Origin of the sequence: Streptomyces swartbergensis (assembly GCF_002148965.1) — a bacterium.
Classification (GTDB): Bacteria; Actinomycetota; Actinomycetes; order Streptomycetales; family Streptomycetaceae; genus Streptomyces; species Streptomyces swartbergensis.
Genome location: NZ_NGFN01000001.1, coordinates 56,122 through 72,783 on the forward strand (window position 1 = coordinate 56,122; position 16,662 = coordinate 72,783).

Consider the following 16,662-nt stretch of genomic DNA (forward strand, 5'->3'; position numbering starts at 1 on the left):
GAAGGAAACATTCGACATGGCCGTCATCCACTCCACCTCGCTCCAACCGACCAAGCTGGAACTGCTCACCTCCTGGCTGCCCTCCCGCCCGTGGTACCGCGGTGGCGCGGCCGAACCGAGGCTCGCCAAGGCCGGCGGGTTCCGGCTGGACGACCCGCAGGGCGAGGTCGGGATCGAGTTCATCGTCGTCACCGACGCCTCCGGCCCTGACCCGACGACCTACCTGGTGCCGCTCACCTATCGCGGCGCCCCGCTCGACGGGGCGGAGCATGCCCTGGTGGGCACCATGGAGCACGGCGTGCTCGGGCGGCGCTGGGCCTACGACGGCTGTCACGACCCCGTGCTGCTCGCCCAGTTGGCGGCCTTGATCGAGGGGCGGGCGCAGGCGCAGGATCAGAACATCAGCGATGCCCACGACCGGGAGGTCGCCGCGTCCTACACGGGCGAAGGCCCCATCCCCACGGACTTCGTCACCACCGACGACCAGGACGGCACTCGGCTGACCGCCCCGCACGGCACGACCCTCCGCTTGCACAGGGTCCTGCGACCTGCCCCGGACGACCCGTTTCCGCCCTCCCGGGGAGCGACCGGCCAGGTCACCGGCTCCTGGCAGCTCCCGGACGGCACTCGCGCTCGCGGAGTGTTCGCCGTCTTGCACAACGGCCCCGGGCACAACCTCTGAGTCAGGAAGGCACCGCCATGGCCGTCGAACCCCCGCAGCGCCTCGCCCTCCTCGGCGGCGGCTTCTCCACCGACGACGACGGCCTCCTGGACGACTGGGTACTGTCCCGGGCACGCGCTTCCCGCCCCAAGGCGTGCTTCGTGCCCACGGCCAGCGGGGACGCGCCGGCCTACATCGAACAGTTCCGTACGGCGTTCCGGAGCCGCCCCGCCTGCGAACCCTCCGTCCTGCACCTGTTCCGCCGAGAGCTGGACGACGACGCGCTGCGCTCCTTGCTGCTCGCCCAGGACGTCGTCTATGTGGGCGGTGGCAACACGGCCAACCTCCTCGCGGTATGGCGAACCCACGGCGTGGACCGGCTGCTGAGGGAGGCCTACGACCACGGCACGCTGCTGTGCGGCATCAGTGCCGGCGCCAACTGCTGGGCCGAGGGCTCGCACACCGATTCCTTCGGGCCGTTGACGTACCTCTCCGACGGCCTGGGGCTGCTTCCCGGCTCCGTCTGCCCGCACTACGACAGCGAACCCGGTCGTCGACCCTCCTACCGCGCGGCCGTGGCAGCGGGACAGCTGCCGTCGGGCTGGGCGGTGGAGGACGGGGCCGGAGTGCTCTTCACGGCCGGTGTGCCGACGGAAGCCGTCACCCGGGCGCCGGGAGCCGGGGTGTACCGGGTGGAACCGGTCGGGGGCGGTGGCGTGAGCGAGCGTGCACTGCCGTGTCGGTTGCTCGGGGCTTCCCCGTAGGCGTTCCTGCACGCCGGCCGCATGGCCTGGGACGTCCTCGCCGGCCCGGCGGGTCGGCTGCGCCCGGCTCGGACTGCCCCACGGCCGCATCCCGCTGATCCCCTGAACCTCGGAATCAACAGGATTGCCTCGGGCACGATCGGGTACGCGAGCAGGACCGCGCCCGGGCCGGATCTTGTCCCGGGTGGGCCGCACGACCGCCGCTACCAGGGAATCTGCCATGGAGACACCCGCAAACGACCCCACGCCCACGCCCGCCCAGCGGGCTCTGGACGTCCTCGCCGACAACACCGAGGACGCGGCGGCTCTGGACGCGCTCGCCAACAGCGACGTGCTCATCCCCGTGCCCGACGACGCGAACGACGCCGACGCCGCCAACCCCTCGGCGGTGGCACTGCCGGTGCTGGAGCAGCCGGGCGGCGAGCCGGTGGTGCCCGTGTTCACCTCCGAGGTGGAGATGGCCGGGCTGCTGCCGTTCGTCTCCCGTTACCGCCTGGTGCCGCTCGGCGCCCTGGCCGCCCAGTGGCCGGCCGACGACCTGTCGCTCACCATAGACGGCAGCTCGGAGCACCGCCTGACGCTCACCTCGGAGGGAGTACGCACCCTGCTCGCACGTCCGTAAGCCGAGTGGGCCGGGCCCGGGCCCGGGCGGCTTACGCGCCCAGCGTCCGGGCCAGCGCGGCCCGCTGCACCGGCAGTACCTCCGCGTGCAGGTCACGGCCCTTGGAAGTCAGGGCCACCCACACGCCGCGCCGGTCCTCCATGCACACCGAACGCGTCACCAGCCCGTCCTTCTCCAGCCGGGCGATGAGCCGGGACAGCGCGCTCTGGCTCAGATGAACGCGCCCGGCCAGGTTCTGCACCCGGCACTGCTCGCCCTCCTCGGGCGCCGCGGTCGCAAGGATGTCCAGGACTTCGAAGTCGGACGCGCCGAGGCCGTGCGGATGCAGCACGCGGTCGATCTCGCACATCGTGCGCGCGTGCGCCGACAGGATGTCCCGCCACCGTTCCTCAAGCCGCGCACCAGCCGTTTTCGACGCCATATGTGAACGGTAACACCGGTGCGGTGTTCCATGACTGTGCATGAAGTACGCGTCCCTCGCCGGGGAGCGGGAGCTTACGTCGACTCCCGTTTGACCAGTTCCGTCGGCAGGATCACCGCCGCCGGATCCTCGCCCCCGATCTGCGCGAGCAGCACCCGTACCATCTCGGCGCTGATGCGGTCGTAGGGCTGCCGGATGGTGGTGAGCTGGGGCCGGGCGGCGAGCGCGGCGGAGGAGTCGTCGAAGCCGCCGACCGCGACGTCCTGCGGCACGCGCCGCCCCGCCCGCTCCAGCGCCGTCAGGACGCCCTGAGCCATCAGGTCGGAAGCGACGAACACCGCGTCCATGTCGGGCGCCCGGGCGAGCAGCCGCTCGGCGCCCGCCTCGCCGCTGGCCCGGCTGTAGTCGCCGGAGACGATGAGCCTCTCGTCGATCGCGAGGCCGGCCTCGGTGAGGATCTCCTTGTAGCCGGCGAGGCGGTCGACACCGCCGGGGGAGTCCAGCGGACCGGTCACGATCCCGATGCGGCGGCGGCCCAGCGACAGCAGGTGGCGCACCATGTCGCGGGCGCCGTCCCGGTCGTCCGCAGCCACGTAACTCACCTTGGAGCCGCGCCCCATGGGCTTGCCGCACTGGACGAGGGGTACCCCCGCCTCGCGCAGTTCCTCGGCGACGGGATCCGCGGAGTGGCTGGAGACCAGCAGCACCCCGTCGACGTGCCCGGCGGTGATGTACCGCGCGATGCGCCGCCGTTCGTCCTCGGTGCCCGCCAGCATCAGCAGCAGCGGGATGTCGTGCGCGGCGAGCGCCTGGGTGCAGCCGCGCAGCAGGACGTTGAAGTTGGGGTCCTCGAAGAACCGCTCCTGCGGCTCGGTGAGCAGGAAGCCGATCGAGTCTGACCGCCCGGTGATCAGGGAGCGGGCGTGCCGGTTGACGACGTAACCCGTCCTGCGGATGGCCGCGTTCACCGCCTCCTGGGCGGCGGGGCTGACGTAGTGGCCGCCGTTGAGCACACGCGAGACGGTGCCGCGCGAGACCCCCGCCTCGCGCGCCACGTCGTGGATCGTGGGCGGCCTGCGCCTGCCCCCCGCAGCGTTCATGGTCATGACTTTACGGCTCCGGAGAGCAGATCCAGACTCCAGAACCGCTGGATGACCAGGAACAGCGCGACCAGCGGGAGCACCGCGAGGAACGCGCCCGTGATCACCAGCGTGTACAGCGCCGGAGTGTTGGCGCCCTGCTCCAGCAACGTGAACAGGCCGAGGGTGATCGGGAACTTCTCGTCGTCGCTGAGCATGATGTACGGCAGCAGGAAGTTGTTCCAGATCGCCACGAACTGGAACAGGAACACCGTCACCATGCCGGGGATCATCATCGGCAGCGCGATCCGCGTGAAGATCCGCCACTCGCTCGCCCCGTCCATCCGGCCGGCCTCGACCACGTCGGCGGGCACCGCGGCGGCGGCGTAGATCCGCGCGAGGTAGACGCCGTACGGCGACAGGATCTGCGGCAGCAGCACGGACAGGTAGGAGTCCGTGAGGTCGGCCTTCGCCAGCAGCAGGTACTGCGGGATGGCGAGGATCACCGGCGGCATCAGCACGCCCGCCAGCAGCACGTTGAAGATCGTCTCGCGGCCCCGGAAGCGGTAGATCGCCAGCGCGTAGCCGCTGATCGCGGACACGCACGTCGACAACAGGGCGCCCAGACCGGCGTACAGGGCGGAGTTGCCCATCCACGACCAGTAGACGCCGTCGCGGTAGGCGCTCAGGTCCCGGAAGTTGTCGGCGAAGCCCGTGCCGGGCAGGAACGTGAACGTGGAGAACAGCTCACGGCCGGACTTGGTGGCGGCGATGACCACCCAGGCCACCGGCAGCAGGCAGTAGATCGCGCCCAGGAGCAGCGTGGCCGTCGGGATCAGGGCGATCCGGCGGCGCAGCGGCGGGCGGCCCTGGGCGGTACCGGGCGCGGTGCCCGCCACGGGCTGGGAAACGGTAAGGGAACTCATCGAGCTGCCTCCTGCTTCTGACGACGGTTCGCGGCTCGCAGGAAGCCGAAGGACAGCAGGAGGGTGGCGAACGCGATGATCACGGCCTGCGCCGCGGCGCCGTAGATGTCACCCTCGCCGAACGCGTCCCGGTACACCTTCATCAGCGGACTCCACGTCGTGGACACGGAGTTGGTGAGCGGCTTGAGGGTGGTCGGCTCGTTGAACACCTGGATCGTCGCGATGATCGAGAAGAAGAAGGTCAGCACCAGCGAGGGCGCCACCATCGGGATCTTGATCCGCAGCGCGATCTGCAGCGGGGTGGCGCCGTCCAGCTTCGCCGCCTCGTGCACCTCCGCCGGGATCGCCTGGAGCGAGGTGTAGATGACGATCATGTTGAAGCCGGTGCCGCCCCAGACCGCGATGTTCGACAGGGCCAGATACAGCGGCCCGCCGTCCAGCAGGTCCGGCTGCGGCAGCCCCAGCTTGTCGAGCACGAAGTAGAAGGGGCTGACGTCCGGCAGGTACAGGAAGCCCCACAGCAGCGCCGCCACCACACCGGGGATGGCGTACGGCAGGAAGATCGCGAGCCGGGTGAAGGGGGCCAGCCGCACCTTCTCGGAGTCCAGCATCAGCGCGAACAGCAGGGCGAGGCCGAGCATGACCGGGACGACGATGCAGCCGTAGCCCAGCACGCGCAGCGCCCCGTTCACCAGCTCGCTGTCGGTGAGAGCGTCGGTGTAGTTCTCCAGGCCGGCCCAGACCTCCTTGCGGGCGCCGGAGCCGAGGCCGAGGCCGGAGACCTTCACCTTGCGGAAGCTGAGCCAGAGCGCGTAGCCGATGGGCAGTGCGAAGAACAGTGCGAACAGGATCGTCGCGGGGAGGAGGAAGCCGTACGGGGCCCCCTTGACCCCGTACGACTGCCGGCGTGCCGTGCTTTTCACTCCGCGACCTCGAAGCCCTGCTTCTTCATGTCGGCCACGGTGTCGTCCTGCATCTTGTCGAGCGCGGCGCCGAAGTCCGACTTGTTCTTCGCGGCAGCGCCGAAGGCGTCCTTGAACGTGGTGTAGGCGACGTTCACGTTGGGGCCCCAGGCGGACGGCGCGGTGGTCTCCGCGATGTCGGCGGCCTTGGAGTAGAAGTCGGCCTGGTGGGAGAAGTAGGCCGGCGGCTTGAGGAAGGCGCCGCTGGTCTGGGCGTTCTTGGCGGCCGGGTAGATGCCGCTCTCCTTGGCCAGCGCGTTGAGGGCGTCGCTGTCGGTGTTCAGCCAGGCGGCGAACTTGGCGGCGGCCTCCTGGTGCTCGGAGTCCGTGGTGACGGCGGTGGAGGAGCCGCCCCAGCTGCCGGTGCGGTTCTCGCTCGCGGACCACTGGGGGAGCGGGGCCATGGCCCACTTGCCCTTGGTGTCGGGGGCCGCCGTGGTCAGCGTGCCCGGGGCCCACACGGCGCTGACCCAGGCGATCTGCTTTCCGGTGTTGAGCGCCTTGTTCCAGGCCGGGGTGTACATCGGCTGGTTGTCGATGGCGCCTTCCTTGACCAGGCCGCCCCAGAACTTGGCGACCTTCTGCGTCGCCGCGTCGTTGATGGCGACCTTCCACTGGTCGCCGGAGGTCGTCCACCACTTGGCGCCCGCCTGCTGGGCGAGGCCCGCGAAGAGGCCGGAGTCGTTGGCGGAGAAGGTCGTGAGGTCCTTGTCGGGGGCGGCCTTCTTCAGCTCGCGCGCGGTCTTCGCGAACTCGTCCCAGGTCGTCGGCACCGTCAGGCCGTACTCCTTGAACAGGTCCTCGCGGTAGTAGAACATCATCGGCCCGATGTCCTGGGGGACCGCGTAGACCGCGTCCGTGCCGAGCGTCGTCTGCTGCCAGACGCCGTCGGCGAACCTGTCCTTCGCCTCGCCCACGTTCTTCGAGATGTCCGCCAGGGCGTCGTTGCTGACGAGCGTGGGCAGCGCCTGGTACTCCGCCTGCACCAGGTCGGGCGCCTTGCCCGCCTTGTGCGCGGTGAGGATCTTGGTGACGAGGGTGTCGCCGGACGCCTGCTTCTTCACCGTGACGGTGATCTGGTCCTTCTTGCCCGGCCCCTTGTTCCACAGGTCCACGACCTTGTCCATGCCGGGCGTCCAGGTCCAGTACGTCAGCGAGACCGGCCCCGACTCGGTCTCGCTGTCCCCGGAATCCGAGCCGCAGGCGGCGAGGGCGGTGGCGCCGAGCGCTATGGCGACGGCGGATGTCACGAGGCGGCGGCGCTTCGTGTACGGCATGGATCTCTCCCCTGACCTGGGGTCCTCGCCTGCTGCGAGAACCTGCCATGCTTCTGTGAGCGTTCACAGTAGAGAAACATCCCGGACACTTGTCAATGGTTGTTGCTGTGCGGTTATGTTGGGCTCCGCACTGCGCCGCTGTGTGTGCACGTTCCCATTTTGATCGACCGACCGGGAGACCATCCATGCCGGAGACCACCCCCAGGGGCCTCACCAGGCTCGCCTTCGGTGGGGACTACAACCCCGAGCAGTGGCCGGAGAGCGTCTGGCAGGAGGACGTCCGGCTGATGCGGGAGGCCGGCGTCACCATGGTGAGCGTCGGGATCTTCTCCTGGGCGCTGCTGGAGCCCTCACCCGGCCGTCACGACTTCGGCTGGCTCGACCGGCTCCTGGACCTGCTGCACGACAACGGTGTCCGCGTCGACCTCGGCACCCCCACCGTCGTCCCGCCCGCCTGGTTCTACCGGGCCCACCCCGAGGCGCTGCCCGTGACCGCCGAGGGCGTGCGCTACGAGTTCGGCTCCCGTGCCGCGATCTGCCACAGCAACGCGGACTACCGTGCGGCCGCCGCGGCCATCACCACGAAGCTCGCCGAGCGCTACGGCGACCACCCGGCCCTGGCGATGTGGCACGTGCACAACGAGTACGGCGTCCCCGTCTCGGCCTGCTACTGCGACTCCTGCGCCGCACACTTCCGCCGCTGGCTGGCGACGACGTACGGCACGGTCGACGCGGTCAACGAGGCCTGGGGCACGGCCTTCTGGGGCCAGCGCTACGCGGACCTCGACCAGATCAACCCGCCCCGGCTCACCCCCGCGGCCGTCAACCCGGGCCAGGCGCTGGACTACAAGCGGTTCGCCGACGCCACCATGCGCGAGAACTTCGTGACGGAGCGGGACATCCTGCACCGCCTCTCGCCGGGCGTCCCGGTCACCACCAACTTCATGACCGCGCTGAGCCAGTGCGACTCCGTCGACTACTGGGCCTGGGGCCGCGAGGTCGACATCGTCACCAACGACCACTACCTGATCACCGACGGCCGCCGCACCCACGTCAACCTGGCGATGGCCGCCGACCTCACCCGCTCCGTCGCGGGCGGCGCCCCCTGGCTGCTGCTGGAACACTCCACCTCGGGCGTCAACTGGCAGCCCCGCAACCCGGCCAAGGCCCCCGGCCAGATGGCCCGCAACTCCCTCACGCACGTGGCGCGCGGCTCCGACGGCGCCATGTTCTTCCAGTGGCGCCAGTCCCGGCGCGGCGCCGAGAAGTTCCACTCGGCGATGGTCCCGCACGGCGGCACCGACACCCGCGTGTGGCGCGAAGTCGTCGAACTCGGCGCCGCCGTTGACGCGTTGAGCGAGATCCGCGGCACCCGCACCGAGGCCGACGTGGCCGTGCTGTGGGACTGGCACTCCTGGTGGGCGCAGAACCTCGACTGGCGCCCCAGCGTCGACCACGACGCCCGCGAACGCGCCGACGCCTTCTACGAAACCCTCTACGACCGCCATCTCACCGTCGACTTCGCCCATCCGGAAGCCGACTTGTCGAGGTATCCCCTTGTCGTCGTACCGGCCCTGTACCTGATGACGGAGGCAGCCGGGCGCAACCTGAAGGCCTACGTCGAGAACGGCGGCACGCTGGTCGTCTCGTACTTCTCCGGCATCGTCGACGAGCACGACGCCGTCCACGAGGGCGCCTACCCGGGCCCGCTGCGGGACGTCCTCGGCCTCACCGTCGAGGAGCTCTCACCGCTGCTGCCCGGTGAACGGGTGAGCGTCACCGGCCCCGACGGATCCGAGCTGGGCGCCGACGTGTGGACGGAGTTCGTGGTGCCGCGCGGCGCCGAGACCGTCCTGACGTACGCCGACGGGCTGACCGCCGGGCGGCCCGCCGTCACCCGGAACCGCCTGGGCGAGGGCACCGCCTGGTACGTCTCCACCCGGCTCGGCGCCGACGGCCTCGACGCGCTGCTCGGCTGGGCGGCCGAGGACGCGCGGCTCGCCCCGCGCGCCGACCTGCCCCGGGACGTCGAAGTGGTGCGCCGCACCGGCGAGTCGGGCACGTACCTGTTCGCCGTCAACCACACCGGCTCGGACGCCAAGGTGCCGCTGGAAGCCGACGGCACCGAACTGCTGACCGGTGAACGCGCCGCGGGCCGGCTGGCGGTCCCGGCCGGAGCCGTCCGGGTCGTCCGGCTCGACGGCTGAAACGACTCCCTCCGCCCGTGCGAGCCGCACGAGCCGCGGGCGGAGGGGCCCCTCACCCGCCTCCTGGTGAGGGGCACCCCCAACCTCCACGTCGAAGGGACGACGGACGACGATGTTCCATCCCAGACGCACACTCAGAACCCTGCTGCTCCCACTCGCGGCGGGGCTCGCCCTCACGGCCCTGCCCGCCACGAGCGCACACGCCGCGAGCACCCTCACCAACGGCGGCTTCGAGGCCGACGGTGCGGGCGCGGCCGCCCCCAGCGGGTGGTCCGAGTACGGCTCGACCGGCGCCTCGTTCGTGGAGGCCGGCGGCCACGGCGGCAGCTACCGCCTCAGCCACTGGGCCTCCGCCGCCTACAAGGTGGAGACGTACCAGTACCTGTCCGGTCTCACCAACGGCGCCTACAAGCTCACTGCCTGGGTGCGCTCCGGCGGCGGGCAGAAGTCCGCGTACATAGCGCTGAAGAACTGCGGGGGCGCCGAGCAGCGCACCGACCTGCCGGTCTCGGCCAGTGGGTGGATCCGGATCGTCGTGCCGGTCAATGTGACCAACAACCAATGCACGATCAGTGTCAACAGTGACGCGAACGCCGACAACTGGATCAATGTCGACGACCTGACCTTCACGTCGGGCACGTCCGGTACGTCGATCAAGGGTGCCGACATCTCGTCCCTGCCCAAGAGCGAGGCCAAGGGCGGCGTCTACCGGAACAGCTCCGGCACGTCCGGCGACGCCCTGGCGATCCTCAAGTCGTCCGGCATGAACTACGCACGCGTCAAGGTCTGGGTGAACCCGGCCGATGGCTACAACAACAAGGCGCACGTCCTGGCCCTGGCCAAGCGCGTCAAGGCGCAGGGCATGAAGCTGCTGGTCGACTTCCACTATTCGGACTTCTGGGCCGACCCGGGCCGCCAGGACAAGCCCGCCGCCTGGGCCGGACACTCGTACAGTCAACTCAAGACGGACGTGTACAACCACACGTACGACGTGTTGAACGCCTTGAAGGCGCAGGGCACCACCGCCGACATGGTCCAGGTCGGCAACGAGATCAACGGCGGCATGCTGTGGAACGAGGGATCGACGTCCAACTGGTCCCAGCTGGCCGGTCTGCTCAACTCCGGCTACGACGCGGTCAAGGCGGTCAACTCGTCCACCACCGTCGCCCTGCACCTCGCCAAGGGCGGTGACCTCGCCGGCACCCGCTGGTGGTTCGACAGCGCGCGTTCCAACGGCGTGAAGTTCGACGCGATCGGCCTGTCGTACTACGGCTACTGGCACGGCACGCTGGCCGACTTCCAGACGACCCTCGACGACGCGGCCTCCCGCTACGGCAAGCCGGTCTTCGTCGCCGAGACCGCCTACCCGTTCCGCCTCGACAGCGATGACTCCCACGAGAACATCATCGACACCAGTGCCGAGCTGGTCTCCGGCTATCCGGCGAGCGTGGCCGGCCAGACCCGGTGGATGAACGACGTGGCGAGCATCGTGGAGGCCGTCCCGAACGGCCGTGGCCTCGGCATCTTCTACTGGGAGGCGACCTGGACCGCGGTGAACGGCAACGGCTGGGACCCCACCGACCCGTCCTCCGGCAACGCCTGGGAGAACCAGGCGCTGTTCGGCTACGACGACCGGGCTCTCTCGTCGATGTCCTGGTTCCGCCACCGCTGACCGCACGAGGGGAGGGGGCCCGGCCGCACGCACGCGGCCGGGCCCTCACCCGTTTCCGAACTCACTTGTGACATAAGGCAGTTCGGTATCGGTCAACGATGCCGAGTCCCGGACGCGGGGAGTTCAGCTGCGCAACAGTGGGAAGAGGCGGTAAGAGGACGAGAGCCGCGAGGCAGGGGTACGACATGCTGAGGACTCCCACGGACGAGACGCGCCTGCGCATCCTGGCCTGGCTGAAGGAACCCGGCCCCGCCGCGGCCGGCGTCACCGCGGACGCCGTCGCGGAGAGGTTCTCGATGCCCCACCCGGTCGCCGTCACCCACCTCCGGCTGCTCCAGGCCACCGGCATGCTGCGCACCAGCCGGTCCGAGGGCCGCGTGCACTACCACCGCGACGAGATGCGCATCGCCGAGGTCGCCCGAATGTTCGAGAAGGGCTGGTAGGCCACCCAGTACACCCCAGTACGACCCGGTGCAGCGGGATCCCCTCGAGGTGAAGGACACGCGCGATGAACCGCCCCACGGCACTCGTCCCACGCCACTACCTCGCGGTGGGCCACGGCCCCGAGGACGTGGTCGCCGATCCGCGCGGCCGGGTGCTGACCGGCCTGGCGGACGGCCGCATCCTGCGCCTGGAGGGCATAGCGGACCCGGTGACGACCCGTACCGAGGTGATCGCCGAAACCGGCGGCAGGCCGCTCGGGCTCGAACTCCTCCCGGACGGCGACCTGCTGGTGTGCGACGCCGAACGCGGACTGCTGCGCGTCGACACCGGCGACGGCACGGTCCGCATCCTCGCCGACGCGGTGGCGGGGGAGCGGCTGCGGTTCGCCAGTAACGTCGTGTCCCTCTCCGACGGCAGCATGTACTTCACCGTCTCCAGCCGCCGCCACCCCCTGGGCCACTGGATCGGCGACATCGTCGAACACACCGGAACGGGACGGCTGCTGCGCCTCGCCCCCGGCGCGGACAGCCCCGAGGTGGTGCTGGACGGCCTCCAGTTCGCCAACGGGCTCGCCGCCGGAGCCGACGAGTCCTTCCTCGTCGTCGCCGAGACCGGCGCCCGCCGGCTCACCCGCTACCGGCTCACCGGACCCGGGGCCGGCCGCAGCGAGCCCTTCGCCGAGAACCTCCCGGGCATGCCCGACAACCTCTGGCGCGGCACCCCGGACGGACCGATCTGGGTCGCGCTGGCCGGACCCCGTGTCCCCGCCCTCGACCTGCTCCACCGCAGCACGCCCGCGGTCCGCCGCGCCGCCGCCCGCGTGGCCGTACGCGCCCCCTTCCGCCCCACCGGCACGATCGCCGTCCTGGCCTTCGACGACGAAGGCCGCGTCGTCCACCACCTGGCCCGCCGCCACTCCGGCTACCGGATGGTCACCAGCGTCTGCGAAGCGGACGGGCACCTGGTCCTGGGCAGCCTCTGGGAGCCGGGCGTGGCGGTCTGCGAGCCGCCCGCCCCGACGTGACGCCGGTTCGCCACCGGGGTTAACCTGAACCCCGGCCGCGACACCACTCGCGGCGCGGCGGTGGGGCCCGCCGTACCCGAACCGCGGCACGGACGCCGCCAACGGTCCCTACTTGCGACGGCACGCGCCCGCACGACCCCGGGCCCCGGCGAGTAGGAGACGTACGACCATGACGGCCCCCGAGGCGGAAAGCCTCCGCATCCAGCCCTCTTCCCCGCACCCGCCCGCCTGGCGTGCCCAGGCGCCGGTCGTCGCGGTGGTGGCGCTCGGCGGGGGAGCGGGGGCCGCGGCCCGGTACGCGGCGTCCCTGTGGTGGCCCTCGTACCCGGGAGGCTTCCCCTGGACGACCTTCTGGGTCAACGTCGCCGGCTGTGCCGTGATCGGCGTGTTCATGGTGGTCATCACCGAGGTCCGGGCCGCCCACCGTCTGGTCCGCCCCTTCTTCGGCACCGGCGTCCTCGGGGGTTTCACGACCTTCTCGACCTACGCCGTCGACATCCAGAAGCTGGCCGACGGAGGCCACCTCCGCACCGGTCTGACCTACCTCGCCGCGACCCCGCTCGCGGCGCTCACGGCGGTGTGGCTCGCGGCCTGGTCGACCCGCCGTGCCCTGAAGTGGAGGCAGCGATGACGCGGCTGACCGGCAGGGCCCTGCGCCTGACCGTCTTCGTCGGCGAGAACGACACCTGGCACCACAAGCCCCTCTACTCGGAGATCGTCCACCGGGCGCACGCGGCGGGCCTCGCGGGCGCCAGCGTCTTCCGGGGCGTCGAGGGCTTCGGCGCATCCTCGCTGATCCACACCTCGCGGTTGCTGTCCCTGAGCGAGGACCTGCCGGTCGCCGTCGTGATAGTCGACACCGAGCCACGGGTCCGGGCCTTCCTGCCCCAGCTCGACGAACTCGTCACCGAGGGCCTGGTGACCCTCGACGACTGCGAGGTCATCCTCCCCCAGTCTCGGCTTCGCTCGACCGGGGGCACCCCCACCACCGGCCGGGATGACATCCCGGGCGAAACGGACGCGAAGGGTAAGAGGTCGTTGTGAACTGGTTGCTGGTCGTCGGGGGCGCGATGGTCGGCGCGCCGCTGCGCTACCTCACCGACCGCGCGGTGCAGTCCCGGCACGACTCCGTCTTCCCCTGGGGCACCTTCGCGGTGAACGTCACCGGCTGCCTGATCCTCGGCCTGGTCACCGGAGCCGCGGCCGCCGGTGCCGCGAGTTCCCACCTCCAGCTTCTGCTCGGCACCGGCCTGTGCGGGGCCCTGACGACGTACTCCACCTTCTCCTACGAGACGTTGCGGCTGGTGGAGACGGGTGCCCGCGGCTACGCCGTCCTCAATGTGACGGCCGGCCTGGCTGCCGGACTGGCGGCGGCGTTCGCAGGGGTCGCGCTCGCCGGAGGGTGAGACCGGCTCTCGCCCGGGTGTAGTAGGACTGGCCCCCACCGGTCCCGCCTCTCCCCGCACAGAACTGGATCCCATGAGCGTCATCAGCGTCGGTCAGGCCGTCGTCCTCGGAGCCGTCGAGGGGGTGACCGAGTTCCTGCCCGTCTCCTCCACCGGCCATCTGAAGATCGCCGAAGGGCTCATGGGCATCCCCGTCGACGACAACGCCGTGATCGGGTTCTCGGCCGTCATCCAGGTCGGCGCGATCGCCGCGGTGCTCGTGTACTTCTTCAAGGACATCGTGCGGATCGTCTCCGCCTGGGGACGGGGTCTGGTCGACCGCGAGGAGCGCCACCACCACGACTACAAGTTCGCCTGGTGGGTCATCTGCGCGACCGTCCCGATCGTCGCCGTCGGACTCGCCGCCAAGCCGCTCATCGAGGGCCCGCTCGCCTCGCTGTGGGTGGTGGCCGGCTCGCTGATCGTCGGCAGCGGGGTGATGTGGGCAGCGGACCAGATGGGCCGGCACAAGCGCGGCGAGGACGACACCTCGTTCAAGGACGCCATGCTCGTCGGCAGCTCCCAGATCCTCGCCCTGCTCTTCCCCGGCTTCTCCCGCTCCGGCGCGACCATGTCCACGGCGCTGATCCTCGACCTGGACCGCGTCGCCGCCACCCGGCTCTCCTTCTTCCTCGGCATCCCCGCCCTGACCGGCGCCGGCCTCTACGAACTCAAGGACGCCCTGGGCACCGGCGTGGGCGCGGCCCCGCTCGCCGTCGGCACGATCGTGTCCTTCGTGGTGGCCTACGGCTCCATCGCCTGGCTGCTGAGGTACGTCGCCAAGCACTCCTTCAACGCCTTCGTGATCTACCGGATCGTCGTGGGAGTGCTGCTGTTCGGCCTGCTCGGAGCGGGTGCGCTGCACAGCTGACCGGTGGCAGGGGCCAGGGGGCCCAAAGCGTGAACGCGCGCTTCCGGCTCCCTGAACCCTTCCTTTCGGGCCCTTGACAGGTGCCTGCCGCGCCCCCCAGGATCACCACCGTGAACCTGTCAGACAGCCGGACAGCCGGACAGCCCGTGCGTCGCGTCAGCGCCATGGAGGCGGTGCTGGCGCATCTGCGCGACGCCATCGAGCGCGGCGACTACGCGATCGGCGACAAGCTCCCCTCCGAGGCGGAACTGTGCCGCACCCTGGAGGTCTCCCGGCCCGTGCTGCGCGAGGCGCTCAGGGCGCTGCAGACCATGGGCCTGACCGTCTCCAAGACGGGCAAGGGCACCTTCGTCGTCGCCAGCACCGTCGAGGACCCCACCTTCGGCGACTACTCGGCCAGCGACCTGCTGGAGGTGCGCCGCCACGTCGAGATCCCGGTCGCCGGGTACGCGGCCCGGCGCCGCACCCCGGAGAACCTCGACCATCTGGCCCACCTCCTGGACCGGATGGAACAGGAGACGGACACCACCGCCTGGGTGGCGATGGACACGCTGTTCCACCTCGCCGTGGCCGAGGCGGCCCAGAACCCGGTCTTCCGCCGGGTCATCGAGGAGATCCGGGACGCGCTGGCCCGCCAGTCCGCCTTCCTCAACGAGCTGGGCGGCCGCCGCGAGCAGTCCAACCGCGAGCACCGGGCGATCGTCGAGGCGCTGATCGACGGTTCCGAGAACGACGCGGTGGAGGCCATGGCCCACCACCTCGACCGGGTCGAGACGACCCTCACCGACATCGTGCGTTCCCCGCGCACGGAGACCCCCACGGAAGGCGGACCCGAGGCGTGAGCGAGCAGTCCCTGCACGAAGGCGTGCAGAAACGTTCCGGCCATGTCGATGCAGGAGACGCGGGCTACAGCAAGTCCCTGAAGTCCCGGCACGTCAACATGATCGCCATCGGCGGCGCCATCGGCACCGGCCTCTTCCTCGGCGCCGGCGGCCGCCTCGCCGACGCCGGCCCCTCCCTCTTCATCGCCTACGCGGTCTGCGGCCTCTTCGCCTTCCTCGTCGTGCGCGCCCTCGGCGAACTCGTGCTGTACCGGCCCTCCTCCGGCGCCTTCGTCTCGTACGCCCGCGAGTTCATGGGGGAGAAGGGCGCCTACACCGCCGGCTGGATGTACTTCCTGAACTGGGCGACCACCGGTATCGCCGACATCACCGCCGTCGCCACCTACACCCACTACTGGGGCATGTTCTCCGACATCCCGCAGTGGGTGATCGCGCTCATCGCGCTGGCGGTCGTGCTCACCGTGAACCTGATCTCGGTGAAGATCTTCGGCGAGCTGGAGTTCTGGTTCGCGATCATCAAGGTCGGCGCGCTCGTCGTCTTCATGTGCATAGGCATCTTCCTGCTGGTCACCCAGCACCCCGTCGACGGCCACCACCCGGGCCCGTCCCTGATCAGCGACAGCGGCGGCGTCTTCCCGCACGGCCTGCTGCCCATGCTGCTGATCATCCAGGGCGTCGTCTTCGCCTACGCCTCCGTCGAGCTGGTCGGCGTCGCGGCCGGTGAGACCGAGAACCCCGAGAAGATCATGCCGAAGGCGATCAACTCGATCATGTGGCGCGTGGGTGTGTTCTACGTCGGCTCGGTCGTCCTGCTGTCGATGCTGCTGCCGTGGAACAAGTACACGTCGGGGGAGAGCCCCTTCGTCACGGTGCTGTCCAACATCGGTGTCCCCGCGGCCGGCGGCGTGATGAACCTCGTCGTCCTGACCGCCGCGATGTCCTCCCTCAACTCCGGCCTGTACTCCACCGGCCGCATCCTGCGCTCCATGGCCATGGCCGGATCCGCGCCGAAGTTCACCTCCGTGATGAGCCGCAGTCAGGTGCCGTACGGCGGCATCCTGCTCACCAGCGCCATCTGCGTCCTGGGCGTCGGCCTCAACTTCGTCGTGCCCGCCGAGGCGTTCGAGATCGTGCTGAACTTCGCGGCGATCGGTATCCTCGCCACCTGGGGCATGATCATGATCTGTCACCTCCTCTTCTGGCAGAAGACCGAGAAGGGCGAGCTGACCCGCCCGGGCTACCGGCTGCCGGGCTCCCCCTGGACCGAGATCGTGACGCTGGCGTTCCTCGCCTCCGTCCTGGTCCTCATGTACGCCGACGGCGGCGCGGGACGCACCACCGTGCTGTGCCTGCCGCTGATCGTCGGGGCACTGGTCGCCGGATGGTTCGCCGTCCGGGGCCGTGTCGCCCGCAAGTCCACGACCGGAGCCGACGCGTGACAGACG

At 70.4% G+C, this 16,662-nt stretch carries 18 protein-coding genes; 13 read left to right on the forward strand and 5 right to left on the reverse strand.

What is annotated here, in order from left to right; genetic code table 11:
- The first annotated feature begins 16 nt into the window (after window positions 1–16).
- From CA983_RS00260 to CA983_RS00270, 3 genes are all read left to right on the forward strand, one after another.
- The gene (locus CA983_RS00260; RefSeq protein ID WP_086598809.1) at window positions 17–682 is read left to right on the forward strand and encodes a maltokinase N-terminal cap-like domain-containing protein; all 666 of its coding nucleotides are present in this window, start codon (window positions 17–19) and stop codon (window positions 680–682) included.
- Window positions 683–699: 17 nt separating this feature from the next.
- The gene (locus CA983_RS00265) at window positions 700–1,425 is read left to right on the forward strand and encodes a Type 1 glutamine amidotransferase-like domain-containing protein (protein WP_086598810.1); all 726 of its coding nucleotides are present in this window, start codon (window positions 700–702) and stop codon (window positions 1,423–1,425) included.
- Between the two features lie 220 nt (window positions 1,426–1,645).
- Window positions 1,646–2,047 carry an SseB family protein gene (locus tag CA983_RS00270; RefSeq protein WP_086598811.1) on the forward strand — a complete coding sequence of 134 codons (402 nt, stop codon included), beginning with the start codon at window positions 1,646–1,648 and terminating at the stop codon, window positions 2,045–2,047.
- A gap of 31 nt (window positions 2,048–2,078) precedes the next feature.
- Here the strand turns inward: CA983_RS00270 and CA983_RS00275 are convergent, their stop codons facing one another.
- From CA983_RS00275 to CA983_RS00295, 5 genes are all read right to left on the reverse strand, one after another.
- The gene (locus CA983_RS00275) at window positions 2,079–2,468 is read right to left on the reverse strand and encodes a MarR family winged helix-turn-helix transcriptional regulator (RefSeq protein WP_086598812.1); all 390 of its coding nucleotides are present in this window, start codon (window positions 2,466–2,468) and stop codon (window positions 2,079–2,081) included.
- A 74-nt stretch (window positions 2,469–2,542) separates the two neighbouring features.
- Window positions 2,543–3,574, reverse strand: coding sequence for a LacI family DNA-binding transcriptional regulator (locus CA983_RS00280; protein WP_086598813.1), 1,032 nt, complete (start codon window positions 3,572–3,574; stop codon window positions 2,543–2,545).
- Window positions 3,571–4,473 carry a carbohydrate ABC transporter permease gene (locus tag CA983_RS00285; RefSeq protein ID WP_086598814.1) on the reverse strand — a complete coding sequence of 301 codons (903 nt, stop codon included), beginning with the start codon at window positions 4,471–4,473 and terminating at the stop codon, window positions 3,571–3,573. Before CA983_RS00285 ends, CA983_RS00280 begins: the two co-directional genes overlap by 4 nt.
- The gene (locus CA983_RS00290; protein ID WP_086598815.1) at window positions 4,470–5,396 is read right to left on the reverse strand and encodes a carbohydrate ABC transporter permease; all 927 of its coding nucleotides are present in this window, start codon (window positions 5,394–5,396) and stop codon (window positions 4,470–4,472) included. The genes CA983_RS00285 and CA983_RS00290 overlap by 4 nt, the downstream gene beginning before the upstream one ends.
- Window positions 5,393–6,712, reverse strand: a complete 1,320-nt coding sequence (locus CA983_RS00295) for an ABC transporter substrate-binding protein (RefSeq protein ID WP_086598816.1) — start codon at window positions 6,710–6,712, stop codon at window positions 5,393–5,395. The genes CA983_RS00290 and CA983_RS00295 overlap by 4 nt, the downstream gene beginning before the upstream one ends.
- A gap of 185 nt (window positions 6,713–6,897) precedes the next feature.
- Here CA983_RS00295 and CA983_RS00300 point away from each other — a divergent pair, with 185 nt between their 5' ends.
- From CA983_RS00300 to CA983_RS00345, 10 genes are all read left to right on the forward strand, one after another.
- A complete protein-coding gene (locus CA983_RS00300; protein ID WP_086598817.1) occupies window positions 6,898–8,919 on the forward strand; it encodes a beta-galactosidase in 2,022 nt (673 codons plus the stop codon).
- Window positions 8,920–9,031: 112 nt separating this feature from the next.
- Entirely contained in the window at window positions 9,032–10,591 is a 1,560-nt protein-coding gene (locus CA983_RS00305) for a glycoside hydrolase family 53 protein (protein ID WP_086598818.1), read from the forward strand.
- A 185-nt stretch (window positions 10,592–10,776) separates the two neighbouring features.
- Window positions 10,777–11,034, forward strand: coding sequence for an ArsR/SmtB family transcription factor (locus tag CA983_RS00310; RefSeq protein WP_086598819.1), 258 nt, complete (start codon window positions 10,777–10,779; stop codon window positions 11,032–11,034).
- Between the two features lie 65 nt (window positions 11,035–11,099).
- Window positions 11,100–12,059, forward strand: a complete 960-nt coding sequence (locus CA983_RS00315; RefSeq protein WP_086598820.1) for an SMP-30/gluconolactonase/LRE family protein — start codon at window positions 11,100–11,102, stop codon at window positions 12,057–12,059.
- A gap of 169 nt (window positions 12,060–12,228) precedes the next feature.
- Complete coding sequence (crcB, locus tag CA983_RS00320; protein WP_086598821.1) at window positions 12,229–12,690, forward strand: fluoride efflux transporter CrcB; 462 nt, start codon at window positions 12,229–12,231, stop codon at window positions 12,688–12,690.
- Complete coding sequence (locus CA983_RS00325) at window positions 12,687–13,103, forward strand: DUF190 domain-containing protein (RefSeq protein WP_086598822.1); 417 nt, start codon at window positions 12,687–12,689, stop codon at window positions 13,101–13,103. Before crcB (CA983_RS00320) ends, CA983_RS00325 begins: the two co-directional genes overlap by 4 nt.
- Window positions 13,100–13,465 (forward strand): fluoride efflux transporter CrcB, encoded by a 366-nt coding sequence (gene crcB, locus CA983_RS00330; protein ID WP_086598823.1) that lies wholly within the window; start codon window positions 13,100–13,102, stop codon window positions 13,463–13,465. Before CA983_RS00325 ends, crcB (CA983_RS00330) begins: the two co-directional genes overlap by 4 nt.
- Before the next feature lie 73 nt (window positions 13,466–13,538).
- Window positions 13,539–14,375: an undecaprenyl-diphosphate phosphatase gene (locus CA983_RS00335; RefSeq protein WP_086598824.1), complete on the forward strand. Its 837-nt coding sequence runs from the start codon at window positions 13,539–13,541 to the stop codon at window positions 14,373–14,375.
- Between the two features lie 164 nt (window positions 14,376–14,539).
- Window positions 14,540–15,217 carry a FadR/GntR family transcriptional regulator gene (locus CA983_RS00340; RefSeq protein WP_086598825.1) on the forward strand — a complete coding sequence of 226 codons (678 nt, stop codon included), beginning with the start codon at window positions 14,540–14,542 and terminating at the stop codon, window positions 15,215–15,217.
- Window positions 15,214–16,656 carry an amino acid permease gene (locus CA983_RS00345; protein ID WP_086598826.1) on the forward strand — a complete coding sequence of 481 codons (1,443 nt, stop codon included), beginning with the start codon at window positions 15,214–15,216 and terminating at the stop codon, window positions 16,654–16,656. The genes CA983_RS00340 and CA983_RS00345 overlap by 4 nt, the downstream gene beginning before the upstream one ends.
- Window positions 16,657–16,662: the final 6 nt, after the last annotated feature.

Coding starts and splice junctions, on each gene's coding strand:
- CA983_RS00260 (WP_086598809.1), top strand. CDS start 17: ATGGCCGTCATCCACTCCACCTCGCTCCAACCGACCAAGCTGGAACTG.
- CA983_RS00265 (WP_086598810.1), top strand. CDS start 700: ATGGCCGTCGAACCCCCGCAGCGCCTCGCCCTCCTCGGCGGCGGCTTC.
- CA983_RS00270 (WP_086598811.1), top strand. CDS start 1,646: ATGGAGACACCCGCAAACGACCCCACGCCCACGCCCGCCCAGCGGGCT.
- CA983_RS00275 (WP_086598812.1), bottom strand. CDS start 2,468: ATGGCGTCGAAAACGGCTGGTGCGCGGCTTGAGGAACGGTGGCGGGAC.
- CA983_RS00280 (WP_086598813.1), bottom strand. CDS start 3,574: ATGACCATGAACGCTGCGGGGGGCAGGCGCAGGCCGCCCACGATCCAC.
- CA983_RS00285 (WP_086598814.1), bottom strand. CDS start 4,473: ATGAGTTCCCTTACCGTTTCCCAGCCCGTGGCGGGCACCGCGCCCGGT.
- CA983_RS00295 (WP_086598816.1), bottom strand. CDS start 6,712: ATGCCGTACACGAAGCGCCGCCGCCTCGTGACATCCGCCGTCGCCATA.
- CA983_RS00300 (WP_086598817.1), top strand. CDS start 6,898: ATGCCGGAGACCACCCCCAGGGGCCTCACCAGGCTCGCCTTCGGTGGG.
- CA983_RS00305 (WP_086598818.1), top strand. CDS start 9,032: ATGTTCCATCCCAGACGCACACTCAGAACCCTGCTGCTCCCACTCGCG.
- CA983_RS00310 (WP_086598819.1), top strand. CDS start 10,777: ATGCTGAGGACTCCCACGGACGAGACGCGCCTGCGCATCCTGGCCTGG.
- CA983_RS00315 (WP_086598820.1), top strand. CDS start 11,100: ATGAACCGCCCCACGGCACTCGTCCCACGCCACTACCTCGCGGTGGGC.
- crcB (WP_086598821.1), top strand. CDS start 12,229: ATGACGGCCCCCGAGGCGGAAAGCCTCCGCATCCAGCCCTCTTCCCCG.
- CA983_RS00325 (WP_086598822.1), top strand. CDS start 12,687: ATGACGCGGCTGACCGGCAGGGCCCTGCGCCTGACCGTCTTCGTCGGC.
- CA983_RS00335 (WP_086598824.1), top strand. CDS start 13,539: ATGAGCGTCATCAGCGTCGGTCAGGCCGTCGTCCTCGGAGCCGTCGAG.
- CA983_RS00340 (WP_086598825.1), top strand. CDS start 14,540: ATGGAGGCGGTGCTGGCGCATCTGCGCGACGCCATCGAGCGCGGCGAC.